This is a genomic window from Neorhizobium petrolearium (genome assembly GCF_017873175.1).
Taxonomy (GTDB): domain Bacteria; phylum Pseudomonadota; class Alphaproteobacteria; order Rhizobiales; family Rhizobiaceae; genus Neorhizobium; species Neorhizobium petrolearium.
This window is the reverse complement of record NZ_JAGGJW010000015.1, coordinates 25,431-41,907: the sequence shown is the minus strand read 5'-3', so window position 1 is coordinate 41,907 and position 16,477 is coordinate 25,431. Positions and strand designations below refer to the sequence as shown.

The 16,477-nt window shown below is 61.7% G+C and carries 13 protein-coding genes; 6 read left to right on the top strand and 7 right to left on the bottom strand.

The window, feature by feature from the left end; all coding sequences use genetic code 11:
* Positions 1-8: 8 nt before the first annotated feature.
* Entirely contained in the window at positions 9-1,004 is a 996-nt protein-coding gene (locus tag J2046_RS25490; RefSeq protein WP_210056638.1) for a LysR family transcriptional regulator, read from the bottom strand.
* Between the two features lie 109 nt (positions 1,005-1,113).
* On the opposite strand from J2046_RS25490, the gene J2046_RS25485 reads away from it, so the two are divergent.
* The gene (locus tag J2046_RS25485) at positions 1,114-1,992 is read left to right on the top strand and encodes an aldo/keto reductase family oxidoreductase (protein WP_210056637.1); all 879 of its coding nucleotides are present in this window, start codon (positions 1,114-1,116) and stop codon (positions 1,990-1,992) included.
* Between the two features lie 41 nt (positions 1,993-2,033).
* On the opposite strand, the gene xylA is transcribed toward J2046_RS25485, so the two are convergent.
* The 5 genes from xylA to J2046_RS25460 all read right to left on the bottom strand — a co-directional run bounded on the left by xylA (position 2,034) and on the right by J2046_RS25460 (position 9,030).
* Complete coding sequence (gene xylA / locus J2046_RS25480) at positions 2,034-3,344, bottom strand: xylose isomerase (RefSeq protein WP_210056636.1); 1,311 nt, start codon at positions 3,342-3,344, stop codon at positions 2,034-2,036.
* 189 nt (positions 3,345-3,533) lie between these two features.
* Positions 3,534-4,988, bottom strand: coding sequence for a xylulokinase (xylB, locus tag J2046_RS25475; RefSeq protein WP_210056635.1), 1,455 nt, complete (start codon positions 4,986-4,988; stop codon positions 3,534-3,536).
* Positions 4,989-5,014: 26 nt separating this feature from the next.
* Positions 5,015-6,055, bottom strand: a complete 1,041-nt coding sequence (locus J2046_RS25470; protein ID WP_210056634.1) for a LacI family DNA-binding transcriptional regulator — start codon at positions 6,053-6,055, stop codon at positions 5,015-5,017.
* 162 nt (positions 6,056-6,217) lie between these two features.
* Positions 6,218-7,798: a DHA2 family efflux MFS transporter permease subunit gene (locus tag J2046_RS25465; protein ID WP_210056633.1), complete on the bottom strand. Its 1,581-nt coding sequence runs from the start codon at positions 7,796-7,798 to the stop codon at positions 6,218-6,220.
* 17 nt (positions 7,799-7,815) lie between these two features.
* The gene (locus J2046_RS25460) at positions 7,816-9,030 is read right to left on the bottom strand and encodes an HlyD family secretion protein (RefSeq protein WP_210056632.1); all 1,215 of its coding nucleotides are present in this window, start codon (positions 9,028-9,030) and stop codon (positions 7,816-7,818) included.
* A 136-nt stretch (positions 9,031-9,166) separates the two neighbouring features.
* Between J2046_RS25460 and J2046_RS25455 the strand changes: the two genes are divergently transcribed.
* A complete protein-coding gene (locus tag J2046_RS25455) occupies positions 9,167-9,868 on the top strand; it encodes a TetR/AcrR family transcriptional regulator (RefSeq protein WP_210056631.1) in 702 nt (233 codons plus the stop codon).
* Between the two features lie 97 nt (positions 9,869-9,965).
* Positions 9,966-10,721, top strand: a complete 756-nt coding sequence (locus J2046_RS25450; protein ID WP_210056630.1) for a TerC family protein — start codon at positions 9,966-9,968, stop codon at positions 10,719-10,721.
* 97 nt (positions 10,722-10,818) lie between these two features.
* Here J2046_RS25450 and J2046_RS25445 read toward each other — a convergent pair whose 3' ends face one another.
* The gene (locus J2046_RS25445; RefSeq protein WP_210056628.1) at positions 10,819-11,364 is read right to left on the bottom strand and encodes a glutathione peroxidase; all 546 of its coding nucleotides are present in this window, start codon (positions 11,362-11,364) and stop codon (positions 10,819-10,821) included.
* A gap of 193 nt (positions 11,365-11,557) precedes the next feature.
* On the opposite strand from J2046_RS25445, the gene J2046_RS25440 reads away from it, so the two are divergent.
* The 3 genes from J2046_RS25440 to lysS all read left to right on the top strand — a co-directional run bounded on the left by J2046_RS25440 (position 11,558) and on the right by lysS (position 16,443).
* Positions 11,558-13,330: an SLC13 family permease gene (locus J2046_RS25440; protein WP_210056627.1), complete on the top strand. Its 1,773-nt coding sequence runs from the start codon at positions 11,558-11,560 to the stop codon at positions 13,328-13,330.
* 131 nt (positions 13,331-13,461) lie between these two features.
* Positions 13,462-14,928 carry a glutamate--tRNA ligase gene (gltX, locus tag J2046_RS25435; protein ID WP_210056626.1) on the top strand — a complete coding sequence of 489 codons (1,467 nt, stop codon included), beginning with the start codon at positions 13,462-13,464 and terminating at the stop codon, positions 14,926-14,928.
* 18 nt (positions 14,929-14,946) lie between these two features.
* The gene (lysS, locus tag J2046_RS25430) at positions 14,947-16,443 is read left to right on the top strand and encodes a lysine--tRNA ligase (RefSeq protein ID WP_210056625.1); all 1,497 of its coding nucleotides are present in this window, start codon (positions 14,947-14,949) and stop codon (positions 16,441-16,443) included.
* Positions 16,444-16,477 lie beyond the last annotated feature (34 nt).

The window sequence follows — 16,477 nt, the reverse complement described above, 5'->3', positions numbered from 1 at the left end:
TCCCGAGATCAGGCTAACGAAGATTCTGAGGTACGTAAAGCAGATTTCGAACCGTTTGCACCTTGCACAACCGCTGGCACGGCCTCATCGGCATGCCACCCGGATCCGGAGTAATCCTTCATGAAATCGATGAAGGCCCGCAGCGGGGCCGGCACCAGCCGTCGGCCGGGATAATAGAGAAACGGACCTGAGAAGGGCTGCCACCACGGTTCCAGCACCGGCTCCAGCGCACCGCTCTCCAGATACGGCCGCAGCCAGTCTTCAAACAGATGGATGATGCCTAAACCCTGGATAGCGGTCTCGATCGCCAGCTCGACGCCGCCGGCCGGCCGCACGACGAGTGGCCCACCCGCATCGATACGTACGATCTCGCCCTCACGCTCGAATTCCCACACGGGGATGACGCCACTTGAAAACCGCCCGCGCAGGCAGGCGTGATTGAGCAGGTCGCGGGGATGTTCAGGCCGCCCGTGGCGCTTGAGATATGCGGGAGATGCGGCCGTGGCAAAGCGTTGTGTCCTCGGACCGATCGGTACGGCGATCATGTCCTGTTCCAGCCGCTCATCGTAGCGGATGCCGGCGTCGCAGCCGGCCGCCAGAACATCGACGAAACTGTCTTCGGCGACCACCTCCAGCCGAATATCCGGATAGGCCTTCAGGAAGGGTGGGACGATCCTTGGCAGCACCAGCCGGGCGACGCCCACGGGAACGTTGAGGCGCAGCAGCCCGGCCGGCTTTTCCCTGTAGCCGTTCACCACATCGAGCGCCGTCTCCATTTCGGCCAGCGCCGGACCGAGACGTTCGAGCAGGCCCGCGCCCGCCTCCGTCGGAACCACGCTTCGGGTGGTTCGGTTGAGGAGGCGCACGCCGAGCTGGGCTTCCAGCCGACGCACCGCTTCGCTCAATGCCGACGGGCTGGCGCCGCTGGCTCTCGCTCCCTCACGAAAGCCCCTGGCGCGGGCGACCGTGACGAAGGCGCCCAGATCTCCAAGGTCTACACCCATTGTTCGCCTTTCCGCACAAGCTGTGCCGATTGTATCGGATTATCTGGACGGAAAACAGCGCCTATCTGGTGCCCATCGGCAATCAAACTCGCCGCAAAGGAGAGAGATCATGACGCATATCCAGAAGGCCGGCAGCTTTGGGCTCGGCGATCGCACCGTAAAACGCCTCGGCTATGGCGCAATGCAGCTTGCCGGACCCGGCGTGTTCGGGCCGCCAAAGGATCGCGAAATGGCGCTGACGGTGCTGCGCGAAGCGGTATCTCTCGGGGTCGACCATATCGATACAAGCGACTTCTACGGTCCGCACGTCACCAACCAGCTGATCCGCGAAGCGCTTCACCCCTATCCCGGCGACCTGACGATCGTCACCAAGATCGGCGCCCGTCGCGGCGACGATGCGTCGTGGATCCCCGCCTTCACACCCGAAGAACTCACCGCCCAGATCCACGACAACCTGCGCAATCTCGGCCTCGACGCTTTGGAGGTCGTCAACCTCAGGATCATCTTCGGCATTCACGGGCCGGTCGAGGGCTCCATCGAGGAGCAGGTCACGGCTCTTGCGAAGCTGCAGCAACAAGGACTGGTGCGGCACATCGGCCTCAGCAACGCTACACGGACCCAGATCGCCGAGGCACGGCGGATCGTCGACATCGTCTGCGTGCAGAATCACTACAATCTGGTTCATCGGGACGATGACCGGCTGATCGATGAGCTTTCAGCCGAGGGGATCGCCTATGTTCCCTTTTTCCCGCTCGGCGGCTTCACGCCATTGCAGTCCGCCACCCTTTCGAATGTCGCGGCAAGGCTGGATGCAACGCCCATGCAGGTTGCCCTTGCCTGGTTGCTTCAGCGGGCGCCGAACATCCTGCTGATCCCCGGCACATCCTCGGTCGCGCATCTGCGGGAAAACCTGGCCGCTGCCGAACTGGAACTGCCGCAGGATGTGGTGACGGAATTGAACGGCATCGCAGAGACAGCCGCAACCTGATGCAGAAATGGGGCCGCATGCAGCGGCCCCATCCCGTTGTGTCAGACGTAGCGGTTGACGACGTTTTCCAGATATTCCTGGCGGCCGGAAACTGGTTCCGGATTGATGTTTTCACGCTCCACCATGGCGGCGATCTCGTCGAGCTTGTATTCGCCACGCAGCATCTTCTGCGCCTCGGGGCTCTCCCACCTCTCGTAGCGGGCGTCGAGCGGGATCTTGAGCGCGCCGTCGTCCAGCATCTTCGCGGCTGCCTTGAGGCCGCGGGCGCAGCAATCCATGCCGCCGATATGGCCGATCAGCAGGTCCTGCGGATCGAGCGACTGGCGGCGCAGCTTGGCATCGAAATTCGTGCCCCCGCTCGTGAAGCCGCCGCCCGCAAGGACGTGATAGTAGGCGAGCGCCATTTCCGGCACATTGTTCGGGAACTGGTCGGTATCCCAGCCGGACTGATAATCGTTGCGGTTCATATCGATCGAACCGAAGATGCCGAACGTGTTCGCCATAGCGATCTCATGTTCGAAGGAATGGCCGGCGAGGATCGCATGGCCCTGCTCGATATTGACCTTCACTTCCTTCTCCAGCCCATTCTTCTGCAGGAAGGCATAGACGGTCGAGACGTCGTAGTCGTACTGGTGCTTGGTCGGCTCCTGCGGCTTCGGTTCGATGAGAATCGTGCCTTCGAAGCCGATCTTGTACTTGTATTCGACCACGAGATTGAGAAAACGGCCCATCTGGTCGAGCTCGCGGGTGAAGTCGGTATTGAGGATGGTCTCGTAGCCTTCGCGCCCGCCCCACAGCACGTAGTTGGAGCCGCCGAGCCGCTTGGTGGCGTCGAGGCAGGTCTTCACGGTCGCCGCAGCGAAGGCGAAGACGTCCGGGTCGGGATTGGTGGCGGCACCAGACATATAGCGCCGGTTGGAGAAGAGGTTCGCCGTGCCCCAGAGAAGCTTCACACCGGTTTCGGCCTGCTTTTTCTCGAAGTAGTCGACGATCTCGTTGAGGTTCTTCGTGTTTTCCGCGAAATTCGTGCCTTCCGGGCGCACATCCGCATCGTGGAAGCAATAGAACGGGCTGCCCAGGAGTTGGAAGAATTCAAAGGCGACGTCCGCCTTCATCTTGGCCGCTTCCATCGTGTCGGAAAACCAGGGGCGCAGGAACGTCTGGCCGCCGAAGGGATCGCCACCCGGCCAGGTGAAGGTGTGCCAGTAGGCGACGGCAAAGCGCAGGTGGTCCTCCATGCGCTTGCCGGCGACGATCTCGTCGGGATTGTAGTGGCGGAAAGCGAGCGGATTGGTGCTCTCCGGACCTTCGTATCTGATCTTGGCGACGTCGCCGAAAAATCCTGTGCTCATGGTCATGTCCTCCTTGGGGAATGTTCAATTGTACGGCGGGCTACGCTTGCCCCTCATCCGCCTGCCGGCACCTTCTCCCCGCAAGCGGGGCGAAGGAGATTCGTTGCGACCCCTTCGTCCCTTGGAACATCGAGTAGGGCACGTACCCTCTCCCCGCCTGCGGGGATTAGGGTGAGGGGCAAACCCAGTTCAATGCGCCAGCGACCGGATCGCCGGGTAAGCAGCCCGATACCGCGCGTAAGCGGCCTCATAGGCATCCGAGAGCCCCGAGACCGGTTCGATCGTCTCCTCCGTCTTTGGCGCCGAGCAGAGCGCCACCGGATCGGCCCCGGTCGCGGCGATGAGACCGAGCCGGGCGGCACCGAAGGCCGCGCCGAAATCGCCGTCCGCCGGGATATCGACCGGCATTCCGAGCGAGGTCGCGATCGAGGCCAGCCAGTAGCGCGAGCGCGAACCGCCGCCGATCGCGGTCACGCGGGAAATCGATGTGCCGGCAGACTTGAGCGCCTCCAGATTGTCGCGGATAGCGAAAGTGACGCCTTCCAGCACCGATTGGGTAAGCACGGTACGGCTGCTTTCATGTTCGAGGCCGATGAAGGCGCCACGGATCACGGCGTCGTTGTGCGGCGTGCGCTCGCCGGAAAGATAGGGCAGGAAAGTGACGCCGGAGGGCGCCTTCAGCGTGTCGCCGAGTTCCTGCGTCAGTTCCGCGGCGGTTTTGCCGGCGATGTGCGAATACCAGTTGAGCGCATCCGTGGCCGACAGGATGACGCCCATCTGGTGCCAGGTCTTCGGCAGCGCATGACAGAAGGCGTGAACGGCGCTTTCCGGCTTCGGCAGATAGGAGGCATTGGCCGCAAACAGCACGCCCGACGTGCCGAGCGAGACGAAGGCATGGCCTTCCGCCACCGTGCCCATGCCGCAGGCGGATGCCGCATTGTCCCCGGCCCCGCCGGCGACCACGACGTCACCGGCGATACCCCATTCGGAAGCGAGTTCGCCGCGCAGCTTGCCTGCCTGTTCCGTGCCTTCCACCAGCGAGGGCATCTGTTTCTCGAACAATCCGGTCGCATCGAGCAATTCGGACGACCATTTGCGGGCGCCTGTATCGAGCCAGGAGGTTCCGGCCGAGTCCGACATTTCGGAAATGTGCTCCCCGGTGAGCCACAGGCGCAGATAATCCTTCGGCAGCAGTACCTTGGCAACCTTCGCAAAAATCTCCGGCTCGTGCTTCCTCACCCAGACGAGCTTCGGCGCGGTGAAGCCTGGAAAGACGATATTGCCAGTGATCTGCCGGAAGCGGGAATCGGCGTCGAGCATCGCAGCCTCCTCATGGGAACGAGTGTCGTTCCAGAGGATGCAAGGCCGCAGCACCTTGTCGTCCGCATCAAGCAGCGTCGCGCCATGCATCTGGCCGGAGAGCCCGATGCCCTTCACGGCGGCGAGTTCCTTCGGGAACTTCGCCTTGAGGCCGGCGACGGCCTCCTCTGTGGCGCGGATCCAGTGAGCAGGCTCCTGCTCCGACCAGCCGGAATGCGGGCGCGAGACGTCGAGCGCGCCGCTCGCCGAACCGATGATCCTCTGATCGCCGTCGATCAGCATCGCCTTGACGCCGGAAGTGCCGAGATCGAGACCGAGATACATGGTACTTCTCCTTCATACTCTGCTTCTCAGGGCAGATTGTCTTTCAAGAATATGTCGATGCGGATGCGCTCCTGCCCGGCGATCACCGGCAGGCCATCCGCCTTGGCCTTCAGCACGCGGATGGCGCTGCGCACCTCATGGCCCGCATCCTGGTTCAGCACCGCGTCGATTACGCCTTCGGCGAGTGCAGCGCGGGTCGAGGCGGTTAGTTCGTGAGCGATGACAAGAGGCCGCCTAGACATACCCGCTTTTTGCACCGCCCGGATGAGGCCTCGATTGCCCGCACCGAGACTATAGATGCCAGCGATGTCAGCATGACGGCGCAACGCATCGGCAACCACCGTTTCGGCGAGCGCCGGATCGTCCCGCCCCTCCAGCACCGGCAGGATAAGGACATTCGGATAGCTCTCCCCGATAACCGACGAAAACCCTTCGAGCCGCTCGCGATGGTCGCGCACCAGCATGGAGCCGGCAAGCACCGCCACCGTCGCCCCTCGCTCACCCACGAACGGGCCGCTCAGGAAACGGCCCATCAGGCTGCCTGCGGTACGGCCGGCGGCGATATTGTCGATGCCGGCGTAATGATCGCGGGAGGCGTCCGGCAGGTCCGAGACAAGCGTGACGGTCGGTATGCCCGCTTCCTTCAGACGGCCGACGGCAGCGCGGACTTCCGGCGCATCGATGGCGACGAAGGCGACGCCGGACGGCTTTTCGGCCAAAACCTTTTCGAGCGCGTCAACCAGTGCATCCGGATCGAAGGGCGGCACGTCGACGATGCGGATATGGGTGCGCTCGGCGCTCGAACGGGCAATCGCGCCGCGCACTTCCTCGTGCAGGCCGATCATGAAGGAATTGTCGTTTTCCGGCAGGATGAAGACGAAGGAATAGGTGCGGCCCTTGGCAAGGTTCGCGGCCGCGAGATCGCGCACGTAACCAAGTGCTGCGATCGCCTCCTCCACCTTCGAACGGGTCACGGCGCGCACGCCCGGCCGGTCGTTCAACACGCGATCGACCGTAGCAAGGCTGCCCCCTGCGCTCTTCGCGATGTCATGGACAGTGGGCTTCATGAACTCCTCCGCGGAAGGTGGTAGCCCAATTTTTGAGGTACGTAAATCAGAATTTACCGAAGGCGTCGGAAAACAGCCCTCCGATAGAGCCAGGTCACCGACCGGCAGGAAAAAGGGCCGCCCCTTGCGCGGCGACCCCTTTCCGGCGGTGGAGTGCTGTGATCAGTGGCCGCCCCCGCCGGCGCCTGGCGGCCGTGCAGGTTTGGCAATCAGGAAGACGAAGAAGATGAGGCTGCTGAAAAGCACGGTCAGCAGCAGGAAGACGTCCGCGAAGGACAACAGCCAGGACTGCTGGGTGATCATTCCGGAAAGCCTCTGCAGGGCCGCCGCGCTGCCGTCGAAACCATAGGAATTGTAGTTGGCGCCGACGCTGTCGAGCCAGCTCATCGCAGCCGGGTTGCCGTAATTGACATGCTCGGACAGCCGGGCATAGTGCTCGTCGGTACGCTGGGTCAGCATGGTGTTGATGATCGCCAGGCCGACTGCGCCGCCCAGGTTTCGGGTCAGGTTGAACAGTCCGGAAGCGCCCTGGATGCGCTGCGGCGCGAGCGTGCCGAGTGCGATATTGTTGATAGGCACCATGCACATCATCATCGAAGCACCGCGCAGGATCTGCGGCAGGAACAGTTCCCAGAAATCCCAGTCCCCCGTAATCCCCGTCATCAGCCAGGTGCCAAGAGCGAAGCCGGCAAAGCCGACCGCCATCATCACCCTGAGATCGAGGATGTTCGTCAGACGCCCGACAATCGGCGCGGAGACGAACATGGCAAGCCCCGAAACAAACATGGTCTCGCCGATCATCAGGGAATCGTAACCCCGGATACGTCCCAGATAGAGCGGATAGAGATAGGTGAGACCGTAGAGGCCGACACCCATCACGAAGGAGAAAAGCGAGCCGAATGCGAAGTTGGCATTGCTGAACGCCCTGAGGTCCACGACCGGGAACTCGACCCTGAAGGCGCGCCAGAAGAAGATCACCGCGCCGATGAAGATCATTACCGTGCCGATGACGATACGCTCGTCGCCGAACCAGTCCTTGTTGTTGCCCTCTTCAAGCACGTATTCGAGCGACCCGAGGAACACGGCCATCGAGAAAAGCCCCCACCAGTCGAATTTCCGCATGAGGTTATGCTGCGGCTTGTCGAAGTCGATCAGGCTCCAGGCGGCGGCCGTCACGAGGATGCCCGGGATGATGTTGACGAGGAAAAGCCAGTGCCAGGAAAACGCGTGCGAGAGATAGCCGCCCACCGTCGGCCCGATCGTCGGCGCGAGCGTTGCGACAAGGCCGATGATCGGCGAGACGATGCTGCGCTTCGAGGGCGGGAAGATGGTGAAGGCGGCCGCGAAGACCGAGGGGATCATGCCGCCGCCGATAAAGCCCTGAAGCGCCCGGTAGACGATCATCTGCTCGATATTGGTGGCAGTGGCGCAGAGCGCGCTTGCCATCGTGAAGCCGCCCGCGCAGATGGTGAAAAGCACGCGCGTCGAAAGAATCCGCGCCAGCGTTCCCGACAGCGGGATCATGATCACTTCGGCGATCAGGTAGGAGGTCTGCACCCAGGCCACTTCGTCCGAGCCAGCGGAAAGGCCGGCCTGGATCTCGGCGAGCGAGGCCGAGACGATCTGGATGTCGAGGATCGACATGAACATGCCGAAGACCATCGCGAAGAAGGCGATGACCTTGCGTCTGTCCATCGGTGGGTCGACGGGTATCGTACCCGCCGCGGCCGCTGCTGTTGCCATGGCCGTTCTCCGTAGGTTTATTTCGCAGCGACCGCGTTGCTGGCGGCGGGGGCCGTTCGGGTGTCGACGTCGACGACGACGCTCAAACCGGCCCTCAGATGCTCGCGCTCCAGGACGTCCTTCGGGATCGAGATCCGCACCGGCACGCGCTGCACGACCTTCGTGAAATTGCCCGTGGCGTTTTCAGGCGGAAGCAGGGAGAAGACAGAACCGGAAGCAGGCGCGATCGAAACGACGGTACCCGTAACGGTGTGGTCGTCGAAGGCATCGACATGCACGCGGACCTTGGAACCCGGCTGCAGGCGACCGATCTGGGTTTCCTTGAAATTCGCGTCGATATAAAGCTCGGTGAGCGGAACCAGAGAGGCCAGCCGCTTGCCGGCTGTGACCAGATCACCCGTCTGGACGGCGAGATTGCCGATGACACCATCATAAGGTGCCTTCAGGACCGTGAAATCCAGGTCGCGCTGGGCTTGGTCGCGGGCAATCTCCTCGGCACGAACATCATTGACCGCTTCCTTGCGCTGCGCCTGCAAGAGGCCGAGATTGGCTTCCGCGGAAGCTACGGCCGCCTGACCGGCGACCAGATCGGCCCGGGCCTTTTCGAGCGCGATCTCTGCATTGTCGAGGTCGGCGGTCGTACCAACGGATTTTGCGGCCAGTTCCGCCTGGCGCTTCTGGGTTATTTCGGCACCACGAACGGCCGCTTCAAGCGCGCCCTGCTGGGCCTTGGCCTGCTCGATCGCCGCCTTGCCGCCAGCGATCTGGGCATCGATGCGCGATATCGCGAGATTGGCGGATTCGACGGCTGCTGCCGCCTTTTCGAGCGCCAGCCTGTAATCACCGTCGTCAAGCGTCACCAGCGGATCACCCGCTTTGACGGACTGGTTCTCGACGACATTCACCTTGGCAACGTAACCTGATACCTTAGGGGAAATGACGGCGATATCGCCTTCCACATAGGCATCATCGGTCGAAACGAGGAAGCGACCATCGGTCCACCAGTCATAGCCATACCAAGCCGCGCCGCTCAGAAGAGCGAGCCCGATGATCGGCAGCAGGAAACCACGCTTCTTCTTTTCAGGCGCCTTGGGAGCCGCGGGCGCTGCAATAGCCTCGGCGGTGGCTGGCTGTTCCGCCGAAGGCGTGCTCTTGCGGGCTTCGGCCTCGACAGGGCCGACATTGTCCATCGTCACGGCGCGCAGTGCGCCGGCATTTTGGGAGGCCGTCATTTCTCTATTACCGTCTTGGGAGTGGGCAGTCGTTCATCGAACCGTTCGGTTCAGTGAGCTTGACATAGACCTTTCCATGGCACATATCAAGAGCAATCGAACCGCTCGGTTCGAAAAGGTTAAAAAAGGCATTGAAATGTCCAAACAGACAGGGAAGCTGGCAATACCCGATCCTGGCCCGGCCGGGCGTTTTGCGGCAGGCGCGGACCCGGCGAAACGGGAACAGATCATCGATGGCGCGAAGGCCGTCTTCATGAAGCTCGGCTTCGATGCGGCGAGCATGAACGACATTACCCGCGAGGCCGGCGTCTCGAAGGGAACGATCTACGTCTATTTCCAGAACAAGGAACATCTCTTCACCGCAATGGTCGCGCGCGAGCGCGAGCGTATCACCACGAGAATGCGCGACATTCTTGAAGGCAGCGAGGAGGTCGAGGACGGGCTTTATCATTTCGGCATGAGCTTCGCCGCGCATATCACCTCGCCTCAGGTGATCAATGCGATGCGCACCGTAATCGGTGTCGCCGACCGGATGCCGAGCCTCTGTCGGCATTTCTTCAATTCCCCCTCGGTGAACGTGCGGACGGTTCTGGACGACTTCATCAAGCGGCATGTGGCGCTCGGCAACCTAAGGGCCGAAGATACCGATCTGGCAGCTCGCCAGTTCATCGACATGACGAGCGGCACCTTCTTCAAGTTCCGCCTGTTTGGCGATATCGACGACGTGCCGCCGCGGGCGGAACTGGATCATGTCGTCAGGGGCGCGATCCGGGTGTTCATGGCGGCCTATGGCGCTCATGACACGTCAGTGAAGGCGAAAACGGTAGAACACGCCTAATTTCAGGAGGTTGTTGCACAACCTCCTCTTGTCTTTGCGTTTCCACTTCTTAAATCGGTCGGGCAATTACGCCCTGAGATTGAAAAAGGAGATGTGGATGGACATAGCAGCGCTCGTAGCAGACCCGGCGGCCTGGGTAGCGCTTGTCACTCTCGTAGTCATGGAAGTCGTGCTCGGCATCGACAACCTGATCTTCATCTCCATCCTCACCAACAAGCTGCCGGCCGAGCATCGCGTCAAGGCCCGCCGCATCGGTATCGGGCTCGCGCTCATCATGCGGCTCGCGCTGCTCGGCACCATCGCCTGGATCGTCCAGCTGACCACCCCGATCTTCGAAGCCTTCGGCCACGGTTTCTCGTGGAAGGATCTGATCCTGATCGCCGGCGGTCTTTTCCTCGTCTGGAAGGCCACCAAGGAAATCCACCACAATGTCGATCCGGCCGATCACAACGAGGATTTCATCGCAAGTTCGGCAACCACGGGCTTCGCGGCCGCTATCGGCCAAATCTTGCTTCTCGACCTCGTCTTCTCGATCGACAGCATCATTACCGCCGTCGGCATGACCGAGCATTTGCCGATCATGGTGACCGCCGTCGTTATTGCCGTGACCGTCATGCTGGTCGCCGCAACGCCACTCGCCAACTTCATCGAGAAGAACCCGACGATCGTCATGCTGGCCCTCGCCTTCCTCCTGATGATCGGCACGACACTGATTGCTGACGGCATGGGCTTCCATGTGCCGAAGGGCTACGTCTACGCCGCCATGGCCTTCTCGGCTCTGGTCGAAGTGCTGAACATGTTCGCGAGAAACGCCAGGCGGAAGAAGAAGGGGGCGGGGCAGACGCTGCATTGACGGAAAATCCGCCCCTCATCCCGCGGCTGCGACCTTCTCCCCGTCAGAACGAGAAGAGAGTTAGGGTGAAGAGCAGAGGCAAACGCCGAAGCCCTGCTCATCCCTTCGCCAGTTCCTTGTCGATCGCCGAAACGAGGCGACTGTCTTCCGCCGTCACGTCCGGCGCGAAACGGGCGACGATCTTGCCGTCGCGACCGATCAGGAACTTCTCGAAGTTCCAGAGGATTTCCTGGTCATCGGGAACCTCCATGCCATAACCGCGCAGGCGCTCCTTCATCGGACCATCGCCGGTCGTCGTCACACCCGAACCAGTCAGTTCCTTGTAGAGCGGATGCTTGTCCTCACCCTTCACGGAGATCTTCGAGAAGATCGGGAATTTGACGTCGTAGGTGAGGGTACAGAACTCGACGATCTCGGTATCCGTACCCGGTTCCTGGCCCTTGAAATTGTTGGCCGGGAAGGCGGCGATGACGAATCCGTGCTGGCGCTTGTCCTCATAGAGCTTTTCGAGACCTTCGTATTGCTTGGTGAGGCCGCATTTCGAGGCGACATTGACGACCAGCATGACCTTGCCCTTATATTCGGACAGCGTCGTCTGACGGCCGTCCGCCAGCTTGACCGGAATATCCAGAACGGCGCTCATCGGCAAATCTCCCTGAAATTGACAAAGCGGTAGGCGGGCACAAACTATTCCAACAGTCATGCTTGTCCAGTGGACAGATATTGCCCAGCGGAACTTTAACCGGTCGGCGGGATTGATACGCCACCCGAAAGCGTCAATTCTTCTTTTTCGGCGGATGCTCATCCGTCGTTAAGCCTCAGAGCCGCCGGAGCCCATGACAACCGACCAGATTCTCGCCTTTACCGTCATCGCCATCATGATGGCGGTCTTCATCTGGGATCGCTTTCGCTATGATGTGGTTGCCTGCTGCGCCCTCGTGCTGGCAGTTACGCTCGGCATCGTACCCGTCGACAAGGCGTTTTCCGGCTTTTCCGACGACATCGTCGTCATCGTCGGCAGTGCGTTGGTTGTCAGTGCAGGCGTGGCCCGCTCGGGGATCGTCGATACCGCCATCAAGAAATTCTTCCCGAACCTCAACACGCTGCCCGCCCAGCTTGCGCTTCTGATGATCGTGGTGGCTGTGCTTTCCGCCTTCATCAAGAACATCGGAGCACTGGCGATCATGATGCCAGTCGCCTTCCAATTTGCTAAGAAATCCGGCGCATCGCCGTCCAAATACCTGATGCCAATGGCCTTTGCCGCCTTGCTCGGCGGTTTGATGACACAGATCGGCACGTCTCCCAACATCGTCGTGTCACGGCTGAGGAGCGAGCTCACCGGCACGCCCTTCACCATGTTCGACTTCACGCCGATGGGCGCAATCCTCACCATTGTCGGCATTACCTTTTTGCTCTTTTTCCACTGGCTGGTGCCGAGCCGCACAAAGCAGAACAATTCCATCGAGGAAGCGATCGAGATCACCAACTATACGTCGGAAGTTTCGGTAACAGCGCAATCCTCCGTTCTGGACAAGCCCATGAGCGAGCTTTTGAAGCTCGGCGATGGTGAAGTGATTGCGACAGCAGTGTTGCGCGGCCCGGCCCGCATGTCGCCCTTCCCCGATCTCGTCATGCGCGAAGGTGACGTGGCGCTTCTGGAAGGCCCCTCGAAGGCACTCGATCGCATCGTCTCGGCAGGTAGACTGCGACTTTCCGGCAAGCCGCTGAAAGAAAGGGGCCAGACCCAGCCCGACGTGATCTCCGTGGAGGCGATTATCTCGCAGGAATCGTCACTCCGGGGCCTCTCCGCCAAGGAGCTTGCGCTCTCCTACACGCGCGGCATAAACCTTCTGGCTGTCAGCCGGCGCGGCGAACGGCTGAAGGAACGGCTCGGCGATCTCACGCTGATGGCAGGCGACGTGCTGGTGCTGCAGGGAAGCCGAAGGAACCTGCCGGCCGTGTTGCAGGATTTCTCCCTCCTGCCGCTCGCGCAGCGCGAGGTGCTGCTCGGCACGCATCGGCGCGCCTACGTTCCGCTCATCATCCTTGCGCTTGCAATGGCGACGACGGCGGTCGGTATTGCACCGGTTCCGGTCGCCTTCTTTGCCGCGGCACTCGGCATGGTCGTCTTCCGGGCAATCCCGCTTGCCGATATCTACAAGGCGGTCGACGGGCCGATCCTCGTCATGCTCGCGGCGCTGATCCCGGTGTCGGATTCGCTTCGGACCACCGGGGGCAGCGCGCTGATTGCCGGCTGGCTGGGCGATGTCGCGATGAACCTGCCCGCCTGGGGCGCGCTCGCGCTGATCCTTGTCACCGCCATGGCCGTGACGCCCTTCCTCAACAATGCCGCAACCGTCCTCGTCATGGGGCCGATCGCCGCCAGCTTCGCCACCACTCTCGGCTTCAAGCCGGAAGCTTTCCTCATGGCGGTGGCAATTGGCGCCGGCTCGGATTTCCTGACCCCCGTCGGCCATCAATGCAATACGCTGGTCTTCGGCCCCGGCGGCTACAAATTCTCCGATTACCCACGCCTCGGCCTGCCGTTGTCGTTTATCATCGTGCTCGTGAGCGTCCCGGCGCTGCTCTATATCTGGCCGGTAAGGTAGGGTTGCGCGGATATGCAGCCAAAAACCTTGACGCCTGCGACTGAATATGCGCTAAGGCCTGCCACAAATCCCGCATAGGCAAAAGCAGGTCCGCGCCTCCCGTGACAGGCGCCAGAAATCGAGCATTATTCATGAACACACATGGCCCCCGTGTCCGCATCGCCCCCTCGCCCACCGGCGAACCGCATGTCGGCACCGTCTATATCGCCCTGTTCAACTATCTTTTTGCCAAGAAGATGGGCGGCGAATTCATCCTGCGCATCGAGGATACCGACGCCACACGTTCCACGCCGGAATTCGAACAGAAGGTGCTGGACGCGCTGAAATGGACGGGGCTGACCTGGGCCGAAGGCCCGGATGTCGGCGGCCCCTATGGCCCCTACCGCCAGTCCGACCGCAAGGAAATGTACCAGCCCTACGCCCAGGAGCTGTTGGACAAGGGCCATGCCTTCCGCTGTTTCTGCACGCCGGAGCGGCTGGAGCAGATGCGCGAGGCGCAGCGCGCCGCCGGCAAGCCTCCGAAATACGATGGTCTCTGCCTCCACCTGACAGCCGAGGAAGTCACGTCCAAGATGGCAGCGGGCGAAAGCTCGGTCATCCGCATGAAGATCCCGACCGAAGGCTCCTGCGATTTCCATGACGGCGTCTATGGCGATGTGTCCATCCCGTGGGACTCGGTCGACATGCAGGTGCTGATCAAGGGCGACGGCATGCCGACCTATCACATGGCGAACGTCATCGACGACCATCTGATGAAGATCACCCATGTGGCACGCGGCGAAGAATGGCTGGCCTCGGTGCCGAAGCACATCCTGCTCTACCGCTATTTCGAGTGGGAACAGCCGGTCTTCATGCACCTGTCGCTGATACGCAATGCCGACAAGTCGAAGCTGTCGAAGCGCAAGAACCCGACCTCGATCTCCTACTATTCCGCGCTCGGCTACCTCCCGGAAGCGCTGATGAACTTCCTTGGCCTGTTCTTCATCCAGATCGCCGAGGGCGAGGAACTGCTGACTATGGACGAGCTCTGCGAAAAGTTCGATCCGGACAATCTCTCCAAGGCCGGCGCGATCTTCGACATCCAGAAGCTCGACTGGCTGAACGGCCGCTGGATCCGTGAAAAGCTTTCGCCGGAGGATTTCGTTGCCCGCACGCTCGAATGGGCGTCGGAGAACAATCGCCTGACGGAAGGCCTGAAACTGTCGCAGAGCCGCATTTCCAAGCTCGGCGAACTGCCGCAGCTCGCAGGCTTCCTGCTTTCGAACGACGTCGGCTTGACGCCGGCCTCCTTCGCCGGCCTGAAGACCAGCCCGGCCGAGACGCTGGAGATCCTCAATACCGTTCAGGCCGATCTCGAAAAGCTGATGGAATGGAACGTCGAGACCATCGACGCCGAGCTGCGCGCCGTCTCTGACAAGCTCGGCAAGAAGCTGCGCGTCGTCACGCCGCCGCTCTTCGTCGCCATGTCGGGTTCGTCCCGCTCGCTGCCCCTGTTCGACTCGATGGCGCTGCTCGGCCGTTCGGTCGTGCGCCAGAGATTGAAGATCGCCGCCACCGTCGTCGCCTCCATGGTCGGCGCCCAGGAATCAGGCAAGTAATCAGAAAGGTCCCGCAGAATGACCGACACGAATACCGAAACCGCCCTCTCCTCCGACGCCACGCAGGTGCGCGCCCAGAAGCTCAAGCTGCTTCGCGAGCAGATCGGCGATGTCTATCCGGCGCATTTCCACCGGACGATCTCGAACGCGGAACTGGCCGAGAAATATGCCGGCGTCGAGCCGGACACGGAAACCGGCGATATCGTCACGGTGGCGGGGCGCGTCTACTCCTCGCGCAATTCCGGCATGTTCATGGACATCCGCGACGCAGGCGGCAAGGTGCAGATCTTCTCCCACAAGGACACCACGCCGGAAGAGGCCCGCGCGCTGCTGCCGATGATCGATATCGGCGACATCATCGGGGTGACCGGCGAGGTACGACGCACCAAGCGCGGCGAGCTGACGGTGAACGCCAAGGAAATCACCATGCTCACCAAGTCGCTGCTGCCGATGCCCGAAAAATGGCATGGCCTGTCGGATATCGAGACCCGCTACCGCAAGCGCCATCTCGACATCATGACGAACGAGGAGTCCAAGCTCCGCTTCCGCCAGCGCTCGAAGATCATCTCCGGAATCCGCCGCTTCATGGAAGACGAGAATTTCCTCGAGGTCGAGACGCCGATGCTGCATTCGGTCTATGGCGGCGCGACGGCCGAGCCCTTCAAGACCCATCATAACACGCTGAAGCTCGACATGTACCTGCGCATCGCGCCGGAACTGTTCCTGAAGCGCACGCTGGTCTCCGGCCTCACCGACAAGGTGTTCGAGATCAACCGCAACTTCCGCAACGAAGGCGTCTCGACCCGGCACAATCCCGAATTCACCATGATGGAGTGCTACTGGGCCTACGCCGACTATGAGGACGTCATGGGCCTCGTCGAACGGCTCTTCGCACATCTGGCGATGAGCATCCACGGCTCGACCGAGTTCAAGTTCGGCGACAAGGAAATCTCCTTCAAGGGTCCGTTCCGCCGTGTGCCGATGCCCGAGGCTGTCAGGGAGGCGACCGGCATCGACTTCCTTGCGATCAAGACCGACGAGGGAGCCCGCGCCGCCGCCGAGGCCGCCGGCTTCGAGGTCGAGAAGGACTGGACCTGGGGCGAATGCCTTGCCTTCATCTTCGAGGAGAAGGTGGAGGGCACACTGATCCAGCCGGCTCACGTCACCCACTTCCCGAAGGACATCTCACCCTTCGCCAAGGAAGTTCCGGGCGAGCCGCGCCTTGTCGAGCGTTTCGAGACCTATTGCAACGCCTGGGAAATCGGCAACGCCTTTTCCGAACTCAACGACCCGGAAGAACAGCGCCGCCGCATGGTCGAACAGCTCGAGCAGGCGCATGCCCGCGGCGAGAAGGAAAAGCAGCTCGACGAGGAATTCCTCGACGCGATCGACCAGGGCATGCCGCCGGCTGGCGGCCTCGGCATCGGTGTCGACCGCCTGGTGATGCTGCTCACGGATTCGCCGTCGATCCGCGACGTGATCCTGTTCCCGGCAAGACGCGCCAAGGCGGATTGATGCTGCCTGTCTTCCCGCGACAATGCCCTTCACC

Coding starts and splice junctions, on each gene's coding strand:
- J2046_RS25490 (WP_210056638.1), bottom strand. CDS start 1,004: ATGGGTGTAGACCTTGGAGATCTGGGCGCCTTCGTCACGGTCGCCCGC.
- J2046_RS25485 (WP_210056637.1), top strand. CDS start 1,114: ATGACGCATATCCAGAAGGCCGGCAGCTTTGGGCTCGGCGATCGCACC.
- xylA (WP_210056636.1), bottom strand. CDS start 3,344: ATGAGCACAGGATTTTTCGGCGACGTCGCCAAGATCAGATACGAAGGT.
- xylB (WP_210056635.1), bottom strand. CDS start 4,988: ATGTATCTCGGTCTCGATCTCGGCACTTCCGGCGTCAAGGCGATGCTG.
- J2046_RS25470 (WP_210056634.1), bottom strand. CDS start 6,055: ATGAAGCCCACTGTCCATGACATCGCGAAGAGCGCAGGGGGCAGCCTT.
- J2046_RS25465 (WP_210056633.1), bottom strand. CDS start 7,798: ATGGCAACAGCAGCGGCCGCGGCGGGTACGATACCCGTCGACCCACCG.
- J2046_RS25460 (WP_210056632.1), bottom strand. CDS start 9,030: ATGACGGCCTCCCAAAATGCCGGCGCACTGCGCGCCGTGACGATGGAC.
- J2046_RS25455 (WP_210056631.1), top strand. CDS start 9,167: ATGTCCAAACAGACAGGGAAGCTGGCAATACCCGATCCTGGCCCGGCC.
- J2046_RS25450 (WP_210056630.1), top strand. CDS start 9,966: ATGGACATAGCAGCGCTCGTAGCAGACCCGGCGGCCTGGGTAGCGCTT.
- J2046_RS25445 (WP_210056628.1), bottom strand. CDS start 11,364: ATGAGCGCCGTTCTGGATATTCCGGTCAAGCTGGCGGACGGCCGTCAG.
- J2046_RS25440 (WP_210056627.1), top strand. CDS start 11,558: ATGACAACCGACCAGATTCTCGCCTTTACCGTCATCGCCATCATGATG.
- gltX (WP_210056626.1), top strand. CDS start 13,462: ATGAACACACATGGCCCCCGTGTCCGCATCGCCCCCTCGCCCACCGGC.
- lysS (WP_210056625.1), top strand. CDS start 14,947: ATGACCGACACGAATACCGAAACCGCCCTCTCCTCCGACGCCACGCAG.